This window comes from Clostridium sp., from assembly GCF_050717635.1.
Taxonomy (GTDB): domain Bacteria; phylum Bacillota; class Clostridia; order Clostridiales; family Clostridiaceae; genus Clostridium_AD.
Genome location: NZ_JBOITO010000019.1, coordinates 1 through 9,116 on the forward strand (window position 1 = coordinate 1; position 9,116 = coordinate 9,116).

Annotated in this window: 10 protein-coding genes; 4 read left to right on the forward strand and 6 right to left on the reverse strand. The window is 31.1% G+C overall.

The genetic code is table 11. The features are described from left to right. Positions 1-170 precede the first annotated feature (170 nt). From ACREWB_RS09535 to ACREWB_RS09550, 4 genes are all read left to right on the forward strand, one after another. Positions 171-710, forward strand: a complete 540-nt coding sequence (locus ACREWB_RS09535; protein ID WP_431547226.1) for an IS1595 family transposase — start codon at positions 171-173, stop codon at positions 708-710. A 109-nt stretch (positions 711-819) separates the two neighbouring features. After that, positions 820-1,239, forward strand: a complete 420-nt coding sequence (locus ACREWB_RS09540; RefSeq protein ID WP_431547227.1) for a hypothetical protein — start codon at positions 820-822, stop codon at positions 1,237-1,239. 371 nt (positions 1,240-1,610) lie between these two features. Further along, positions 1,611-1,862, forward strand: a complete 252-nt coding sequence (locus tag ACREWB_RS09545) for a hypothetical protein (protein ID WP_431547228.1) — start codon at positions 1,611-1,613, stop codon at positions 1,860-1,862. Next, a complete protein-coding gene (locus tag ACREWB_RS09550) occupies positions 1,859-2,239 on the forward strand; it encodes a retropepsin-like aspartic protease (RefSeq protein WP_431547229.1) in 381 nt (126 codons plus the stop codon). The genes ACREWB_RS09545 and ACREWB_RS09550 overlap by 4 nt, the downstream gene beginning before the upstream one ends. 438 nt (positions 2,240-2,677) lie before the next feature. Here the strand turns inward: ACREWB_RS09550 and ACREWB_RS09555 are convergent, their stop codons facing one another. From ACREWB_RS09555 to ACREWB_RS09580, 6 genes are all read right to left on the reverse strand, one after another. Continuing rightward, entirely contained in the window at positions 2,678-3,124 is a 447-nt protein-coding gene (locus ACREWB_RS09555) for a GNAT family N-acetyltransferase (RefSeq protein WP_431547230.1), read from the reverse strand. Between the two features lie 481 nt (positions 3,125-3,605). Next, positions 3,606-4,304 carry a class I SAM-dependent methyltransferase gene (locus ACREWB_RS09560; protein ID WP_431547231.1) on the reverse strand — a complete coding sequence of 233 codons (699 nt, stop codon included), beginning with the start codon at positions 4,302-4,304 and terminating at the stop codon, positions 3,606-3,608. A gap of 308 nt (positions 4,305-4,612) precedes the next feature. Continuing rightward, complete coding sequence (locus ACREWB_RS09565; RefSeq protein ID WP_431547232.1) at positions 4,613-5,185, reverse strand: hypothetical protein; 573 nt, start codon at positions 5,183-5,185, stop codon at positions 4,613-4,615. A 905-nt stretch (positions 5,186-6,090) separates the two neighbouring features. Next, positions 6,091-7,272, reverse strand: coding sequence for an IS91 family transposase (locus tag ACREWB_RS09570; RefSeq protein ID WP_431547233.1), 1,182 nt, complete (start codon positions 7,270-7,272; stop codon positions 6,091-6,093). Then, complete coding sequence (locus tag ACREWB_RS09575) at positions 7,265-8,104, reverse strand: tyrosine-type recombinase/integrase (protein ID WP_431547235.1); 840 nt, start codon at positions 8,102-8,104, stop codon at positions 7,265-7,267. Before ACREWB_RS09575 ends, ACREWB_RS09570 begins: the two co-directional genes overlap by 8 nt. Before the next feature lie 289 nt (positions 8,105-8,393). Next, on the reverse strand, positions 8,394-8,837 hold the full coding sequence (locus ACREWB_RS09580) for a GNAT family N-acetyltransferase (protein ID WP_431547234.1): 444 nt from the start codon (positions 8,835-8,837) through the stop codon (positions 8,394-8,396). Between the last annotated feature and the right edge of the window lie 279 nt (positions 8,838-9,116).

Here is a 9,116-nt window from a genome sequence, read left to right on the forward strand (position 1 = left end):
ATATTATGTACTATATATACTAAATAAAATATATATGGTTATCCCGTATATCATGTATAATTAAATAGGATAAACATTAATATACTTAACTATCTATCCTATAAATATAATACTATATTTAATTCAGAGAATCCTTTAAAGGAAATCATAAGAAAAGCACTACTTTTATAATGCCACGAGAACCTCATAGACGTGGAGTTAAGGGCAGTAGGAGTAGTAAGGATGAAAAGAGAAAAAGAGGCATATCAAGTCAACAGGTCTGTGTACTATGTGCCATTGATAGAGTAGGAAATATTATGACTGAACTAATATGTAAAGGTAGGATGAAACATACAGATTTAGAAAGGCTCTTTACTGGCAGGATTGAGGATGAATCTATCCTCTGTACCGATTCACATAAGAGTTATATTAAATTCGCTAAAAATTTAAATGTTGAATTACAGCAAATCAAACGTGGGAAGCACAAGGAAGGCATATATCATATACAACACATTAATGCGTTTCATAGCAAACTAAAAGAATGGATGTATGGATTTCATAGTGTTGCTACGAAATACCTTGCTAACTACATGTACTGGTTTAAATGGTTACAGTTTTTTAATACAGAGAAGGATACTGTAAAAACCAAACATTTATTAGTCCAGTCGCATACATCTCTTTCTGATACAAAGTTAAAAGATTTTAAAATTAGGGAAGCAATTTATATTTAATTATGTTAAATATTTGAATAATTACATTACTATGATGTATAATTAAATATGGACACAATAGTAAAATTTGACGAAACATTAGTTTATAAATTTTTAAGGGGGTATTGTTTTGACTATATGGATTATATTAGGTATTACTTTACTATTTATATTTTTAGTTGTAAGTCTAATTTTCTGGTTTCTCGTTAAAGCAAATAAGATAAAGCCAAGCAAAATATCAAGGCTATTTTATTATGATGATGAAAATTTCATTAAATCTTGGGAAAAAATAAAAGAAAAGGGCATATTAATGCATAATATTAAAAATGTTGTTATGTTTACTGCTTTTTATGGAATAATAGGATTTATTAATTTCTCCAAAGATAATAATAGTATCATGTATTGGCGTGAACATATCTTATTATTGGTTGTTACTGTTGTTATCTTTGCTTTACTATCTTCTCTAATTAGTTGGGGTATAGAGCAGGATAGATATAGTAAATTAAAAGAAAAAGTGAAAAATGACAATATAAAAAACTTTAAAGAATAGTTCTAAATATTCATAAAATGTGAATTAAGAGAATCCATTTTTGGCTTCTCTTAAAAATTGTCATATTATCAACATTATTATTAAACATAGCCTTTATTAAATATTTAATCGTGGCTCTAGTTCAGTATTCTTTTTTATTTCGGCTAACGTTCCTAACTCCCGACGTTCTTGAGCCTAGCGCGACCGCGCTTGGCTCAAGAATGTGTTTTGGCAATTTTCTCATGCCAAAACGAATGGGAGTTTTTTGTTAGCTGATGGCTACCTCTTATTATCTTATTCTATTGATATATATATACTCCTTTCCATAGTGTACCTTTTCTATTCTTTATGTTAAAATATATTATATAAATTCGATTAAAAGGAGTGATACTATGAAGTGGGCTGAAGTTAGAACCTTATATCCAGACCAATGGGTAAAATTGAAAATAATTAACTCTCATAAAGAAAATGACTACCTCTACATCGATGAAATGGATATAATTCAAACAATCTCAAATGACAAAGATGCTACTCGTGAACTTGTTAATTGCAAAGGTGACAATATCGTGTTTCATACAAACCACAATACTATACAAACTAAAATAATAAAAAACATGGGCTTATTTAGGAGGATTCCAAATTGAAACTTGAATATAAAGATGGATTATTGTACACTTCTCTTAAAATAAGCTACCATGGTAAAACAGTTGAAATAAATAATATTGTTGTAGATACTGGTGCCTCATTTTGCATTATAGAACCCTCTTCCATTGAAGAACTTGGAATCATTCTAAATAAGGATGATGAAATTGAAACGTTTTATGGTGTAAATGGTATCTTCAGCTATGTGAAAAGAACAGCTGACAGTATAATTCTTGATAAAGTTATTTTGAATAACATTGATTTCTATATGGGAACAATTGACGACAATATTAATGGGCTGTTGGGTCTTGATGTATTAATTAAGTCAAATGCTTCCATAAATATTGGAGACATGAATATTAAATTTAAGGATTGTTAATGTTTTTTTACAGTTTGCTGTCAGCTAACGTTTCTTGTTGCCGACGTTCCTGAACCTTAGCCCGACGGGCTTGGCTAAGGAATGTGCCTTGGCGGCAGCAGAGCGATAACCTATATATAGATTATAAGTTATAAATTTACACATTGCTATATAAAAATAGTCCACCAGCCAAGGCGGACGGCAACATTTTGTTAGCAGATGTAATATTTCTACGTTTACTTTTTAGATAATTTTAACGTACTGAATTCTTAACTATTGCATAACAATATAAGAAAAATGCAAATGAAAAATACAGTAGAATCCTTAAAGTTATCAATATCCACTTTAAAATAATTGTTCATTTTTTAAATAGTGTTATTTAAATTAAAATTTAAGGAATTTTTATAATATTATAACGTTTTATATAAATAATATTTACTGCACATACCCCTCTTGAATTTAACATTTAAGCACATAAAAAACTTCATCTTCTGCCTCTAGTCCATTAATCCTCTGCTTAAATCCCAAACTAGAATATAACCTATTTGCTACTATACTTTCTGGATGGAAACTCACCCATATTTCATTAAAATTATTTTCATCTTTTATCTTGTTTAATACTCCATCCAAAGCATATTTTCCATAACCTTTTCCTTGATATTTTGCATCAATCATAAAACGAAATAAGCACATAGTATTGTCTTCTATATCCACACCATACATTGCAAAACCTATCATTTCATTACCAGTATATATGCCTAGAGCAATCCAATTAGGATTAAACTTCCATTCAGCAATTGAGACTACATTTGGGTGCGGTAAATATCGTTCTTGCTCTTCGTTGATTTTTAAGTTAATACATTCTTCCCAATTATTTTCATCTATTTCCTTCAAAAATATATTCATTGTGATCTACCTACTTTTTTATTTATTTGTGTTACTTCTTTTAACTTAGTGGCTCATCAGCATATATATTAATTAAAAGAATGTAACATATATATAATTTTACCAAAACATTTTACTTTCTCCAAACTAAAAATTAATTATAATAATACTTTCCCATCTAGAATTTGATGGTCTGGGTCATAAATATTAACAAGACGTTACTAATAAATAACCTTTGATGTACAATAATCTACAGATGCTCACTATCATCTTTTTTAGTAACGGAAAATAAACTTCCGATAGAATATTCTTTCTGCTAACGTTTCGTACTCCAGACACCGAGACCCTTAGCGCAACGCCGCTTAGGTTCGCAGGTTTGCTTTGCAGTCTTTTCATGCAAAGCGAACTGGAGTATTTTGTTAGAGGAAGTGCCATATCTTCTGCTCTATATTCGATAACTAAACCAACATAACTCTTTGGTTTTGCTTATAACATAACAACATTATTGATTAATTTTTGTAGCTTTACTAATTTTTATTGCTCTAAAGAATAAAAATTGAGGTCTCTTAGTTAGTTTATCATAAACCTTTAGCTGTTCTATTTTAAATTGTTCTATTGGCATAGGTTCTAATAATTTATCTATCCTAAATCCATTTTCTATAACTGCAGAAACTATCTTATTCAAAGGCCTCCTGTAGAATTGAACTTTAATTTTACCTTTATGGGTTTCCCACTCATCATCTATAATCTCTGTAGAGAAGTAATTTTCCTTATTAAAAACTGTAAAGTCCATAAAAGGATGATGAACTGAGAAAATAAGTTGCCCATCCTTCTTTAGAATTCTATTAAATTCACTCATTACTAAATCCCAATTTTTAATGTAGTGAAGTGTTAAAGATGATAACACAACATCAATAGACCCATCCTTAATAAAGTCTAGTGGCTCATTCAGGTCAGCCCTTATAATTTCAGCCTTATCTCCAACTCTCTCTTTAGTCATTTTTATCATGTTAGGACTAAAATCTAATGCTATTACACTTGCCTCTTTTTCCAGTAACCACTTAGTATACCACCCTGCCGCACAGCCTGCGTCTAAAACTTTCTTTCCTTTTACATCTGGAAGTAAAGATAATGTTGCAGGTCTTTCATAATAAGCATTGAATGGTTTTATATCAACATATTTAAAGTAATATTCTGCCATTTCTTCATATGATTCAAGGGAAACTGAGTCTTTATTTATAACATGTGTTTGTTGTTGTAAATTATCTAATATATTTGCACCACCTTAATTCGTAATAATTTAAAATATTCATTAATAAAAAATCTTAAGGGGAAATAAATCTTTTATAAATATGCCATTTCCTCTAACGTTTCGCATCGCGGACACCTTTGAACCTTAGCGCGACCGCGCTTGGTGAAAACGTGTGCTTTTGCAGTCTTTTCATGCAAAAGCGAACAGCGATGCATTGTTATCTGATGAACGGAAATTCGTCACATCAAACTTACACATTACTCCAACTCATTTATAATTTTGGGTCCATCAACTATTAGCCAATAGGCGTGTTCTATAACTAATGATAATCTATCAAATGTCTTTACCTCTGCTGGTTCTAATGAGTTCTGCCATTCATCATGCAATATCCCTGAGTCACAGCAAGAAATATAAATATATTGTAATTTATCTCCTAACTCCTTTCGTTGAATATCCTTTGGCCAATATATATCTCCATCAATTAGCAATATAAACCCTTCGGCACCATGCCCCGCAATATATACTAGTCTGTCACTGTTGAAAGCAGTGCTCAAGTTACTCTCTGTTAACGGTTGAATTGCTACACTGTCACCTCCCCATCTCTCATTAGCTACAAGGGTTTCTCTATAAAATCCCAGTGTAAATACGCATCTTGGTATATAACCCATATCATCATACAACATAACTACTTCTGATTCTTCAATGTCTGCTTGAGTTAGAGATGATGCATGAATTGTCATTAAAATGATCGCTAACAATACAACAATCTGTATCACCATCATTATAAATGATATCCTTAATAACTTAAACTTAGTATATAACTTGAGCATTGGTTTTCTACCTAGTGTCGCCGAAATAATACCTTGTAGCCAAATTATTACACAAATTCCTAAAAGGACAAATAATATATAAAATGATATCTCTAATGGAATCACACTTGCTAACTTTCGATTCGAATATATAATTAAACTATGTATGCCAAAAAAAACAACAAATATAATAACTGAACATGACACTAGAAAATTAAGCGCCAATGCTTGTATGAAATGGACATTTTTTTCAGCCTTTGTATGTCTAACAAAATTGATAACCAAACACATGGGGATACTCCCCAAATAAAAACTCACATTAAGTAATTTGTCTTTCATCATCTCTCCTTCATTACTTTATCATCTATTTTAGGTATCCACCTAGTTTTTCAGATAACGTTTCATGTTGCCGACGTTTCTGAACCTAGCCCGACGGGCTTTGTGAAGGAATGTGCCTTAGCGGTGGATTTGTTCCTAATCTATGCATGGATTATAATTCATAGATTTACACAATACTATATAAAAATAGTTCACTAGCCAAGGCGAACTGCAACATTTTGTTATACGGAGTTTTAGCAACTACACTTTGAGCAAGACCCACCCCGGTTATCCTTAGATTTATTACGCCCTATGAATAGATTTGGATTCTGAAGTTGAGCCGAAAAAAACAGCACTATAAGTTTATACTTAAATAATGCTAACTGCTGAAGCTGCTCAATTTCTGAAACAAATTATAGAACGAAACCGCCGTCAGGTACTATGGGGTTTCAATCTTATCCATATTCCGTAAAAATTCTATTTACTATATTTTATCATATATTCGGACTAATATTTAAAAAAATTCCTGTTATTTTTACTGTTTCCCTTAATTAATGATAGACTTTCCCCCTCCCCATATAACGTTTAACTCAGTTCAAGCTATTTATTTAAATAATTATTGGAATTTTCTCTGGTGGTTCAAGTCTTTTAGGTTTTAATTTTCTTCTAGTCATCATTTTTCCACTACAGCAAGGACATTTATTAATATCTACACCTGTCAGCTTAAAAAGTAGCTCAGCTGTACTTAGCTTTACTTTTTCTTTGATTTTAGACACTAATACTTTCAGAAGACACTTGCATTTATTTAGCTTTGTCTTTCTATTTCGGTTGCTTAAAATACCATAATGCCTAATCTTAACAAATTTATATGGTAGTACATGCAATAAGAATCTACGAATAAATTCTTCTGCATTAACAGTCATATATTTTTCCTTACTATTATCTCGGTAGTCTTTCCATTTAAATACCACAAGTCCATTTTCAAAAGCCACAATTCTATTATTAGAAATTGCAACTCTATGAGTATACCGCCCCAAATATTCCAGTACATGCTCTGCACTACCAAAAGGAGGTTTGCAGTAAACTACCCATTCTTTATTATAAAGTCTATCGATAAAACATTGAAAAATATCCTTGTATTTTAATTCTTCAATTTCATTAATAAACCTTAATTTGTTATCATAATAATCTTTCTTTAAATAGTATAAGAATTTACCCCTAAACTTTCTAGATAAAACCTTAACCGGTATAAAAAAATCTTTTTTAGAATTCACCCATTTTTCACCATCTAAAGATAATCCCCCACTTGGGACTATGTTGTGAGTATGAGTATGGTTCATTAAGTTTGATCCCCAAGAATGAATTATTGTAGTAAAACCTATTTCTGCACCTAAATATTTACGATCTCTTGAAAGCTCTAAAAGAGTTTCAGAGGTGGCTTTAAATAAAATTGAATACATTTCTTTCTTATTTGTAAGAGTTAGAAATTCTAACTCATGTGGTATTGTAAATACCACATGAAAATAAGGAATTGGTAATAGATCCTCCTTTCTATTCTCAATCCATCTTTCTTTTGATAAGGTCTGACATTTAGGACAGTGTCTATCTCTACAAGAATTATAAGATATTTTTGTATGACCACATTTATCACATTCGTCCACATGGCCGCCTAACTGAGCTGTTCTACAGGTTATTATATTCATCATAGCCTTTCTTAATTGAAAAGGGAGATTGTGTTCTTCACAATATTTTTGTCCGAGTTCAGCGAATATATCTTGTACCTCAATCATTATCGTCACCAAGTAATGTATCCAATGGACTTTTAATACTTAGCAAATCCAGGCGTCTAAGATGAAGGTATACGCTAGTTGATGATATTCTAGTGTGTCCTAATAGTTTTTGAATATGGCATACATCAGTACCTCCATTTAAAAGGTGGGTAGCAAACGCATGGCGAACAGAGTGAACAGTCACATGCTTAGTTATTTTTGCTCTTTCTATGAATTTTCCAAATTCTACTTGAACACTCCGTGGACTTATTGCATTAGTACTATATCTGCCTGAAAATAAGTATTCTTCCGGTCTTGATATTTCCCAATATTCTCTTAGTATTTTGTGGTTGCTTTTTCCTAAAATAGAATACCTATTTTTATTACCCTTGCCTTCTCTAATAAATATTTGCATGTTTTTGCTATCTATATCTGATACTTTAAGATTACAGACTTCACTTATTCTTAATCCTGCGGAATAAATGGTCATAAAAATAGCTTTATACTTAATATTATGGGTAGCATTGAAAATATCATTCATTTCCTCCGGAGATAATATAGCAGGCAATCTTCTTCGTTCTTTAGCTCTAGGTAATTGCTCAAGATCCAATTTTCTATGCAAAACTTTTGCATAGAAGAACTTGATACACGCATTATAGTAATTAACAGTCCCTTCACTTAACTTTCTAACAGTGATACAATGATGTAGGAATTCTCGTATTTCTTCTTCACCTAACAATTCGGGTGATTTATTATGAAACTTAGAAAATGTGCTTACGTGAAGAATATAATTTTTTATTGTCTTCGGACTGTATCCCTTAATTCCATCTCGATTTTCATTCTGTTTCTTAATTCAGACATGATTAACACTCCTTTATTTTTTTATTTCTCTCAAAATAATAATAAAGTAAGTGTTCATGATAATAAAGACATACTTGCTAAAAAGGAAGTATGTCTTTAATTAATTATTAAATTATATTGTCAAAATTTAAGTTTAACTAAAATCCGCCACCGCTAAGAGCGGTTTAGTTCTATTCAACAATTGTTCATCAATCGTAGTTTTGTGATAGATGAGCACTATATAGTATTACGAAGCGTTATTTTCTTATATAACTATATATATACTTAATTTTATTTCCACACTATTTACCAAGAACTATCAAATCACCAAGTGTTTTAAATCCGTTTTTTTCATAGAATTTCTGCGATGGGTAATCTTTCTCTGTGTTTAATATCATTCCATTCATTCCTTGCTCTTTAATATCTTCTTCTATTGCCTTTATAAACCAGCTTCCAATATCTCTACCTTGCATTTCGTAATTAACGCAAAATTCATCAATATAATATTCAAAACCTGCTATCCATGGTTTTTTCATACCTATACTCAATGCTACCACCTTATCATCTAACAAAGCTGCATAACCTACAAAGTAGTTATTGTTAAAATGATTATTAAAAAAATTCTCTACTTGTTCTTTTGATTCGTAAATATCATTCCAGGGCTCTTTAGTGAATGTTTCAATATACAAATCCACACAATCACCAATCATATGTTTTTTAATTTTTAAAAAAGCTACTTGTTCCATGCTACCCCTCCTCCACAATTTGTTGTTTCTCTTTACATCACAATATTTAACCAATGTAAATTATCTTTTATATTTGAATAACTAAAAATCACTAGCTACGTAAGGAAATTTCAGGTAGACCTGAAATGTCTCATAACGTCTCCGTACTCCAGACGCCAGAGAAGTTTAGAGAGCTCTTCTCTTAACTTCTCTGGTGTGCTTTGCAGTCTTCTCATGCAAAGCGAACTGGAGTATTTTGTTAGGCGATTGACCATGCCCCGTTATTCAGAAATCGCCATG

Bases quoted from the DNA above. Each gene is read 5' to 3' on its own strand.
- ACREWB_RS09535 (WP_431547226.1), top strand. From the start codon at position 171: ATGCCACGAGAACCTCATAGACGTGGAGTTAAGGGCAGTAGGAGTAGT.
- ACREWB_RS09545 (WP_431547228.1), top strand. From the start codon at position 1,611: ATGAAGTGGGCTGAAGTTAGAACCTTATATCCAGACCAATGGGTAAAA.
- ACREWB_RS09555 (WP_431547230.1), bottom strand. From the start codon at position 3,124: ATGAATATATTTTTGAAGGAAATAGATGAAAATAATTGGGAAGAATGT.
- ACREWB_RS09560 (WP_431547231.1), bottom strand. From the start codon at position 4,304: ATGGCAGAATATTACTTTAAATATGTTGATATAAAACCATTCAATGCT.
- ACREWB_RS09565 (WP_431547232.1), bottom strand. From the start codon at position 5,185: ATGCTCAAGTTATATACTAAGTTTAAGTTATTAAGGATATCATTTATA.
- ACREWB_RS09570 (WP_431547233.1), bottom strand. From the start codon at position 7,272: ATGATTGAGGTACAAGATATATTCGCTGAACTCGGACAAAAATATTGT.
- ACREWB_RS09580 (WP_431547234.1), bottom strand. From the start codon at position 8,837: ATGGAACAAGTAGCTTTTTTAAAAATTAAAAAACATATGATTGGTGAT.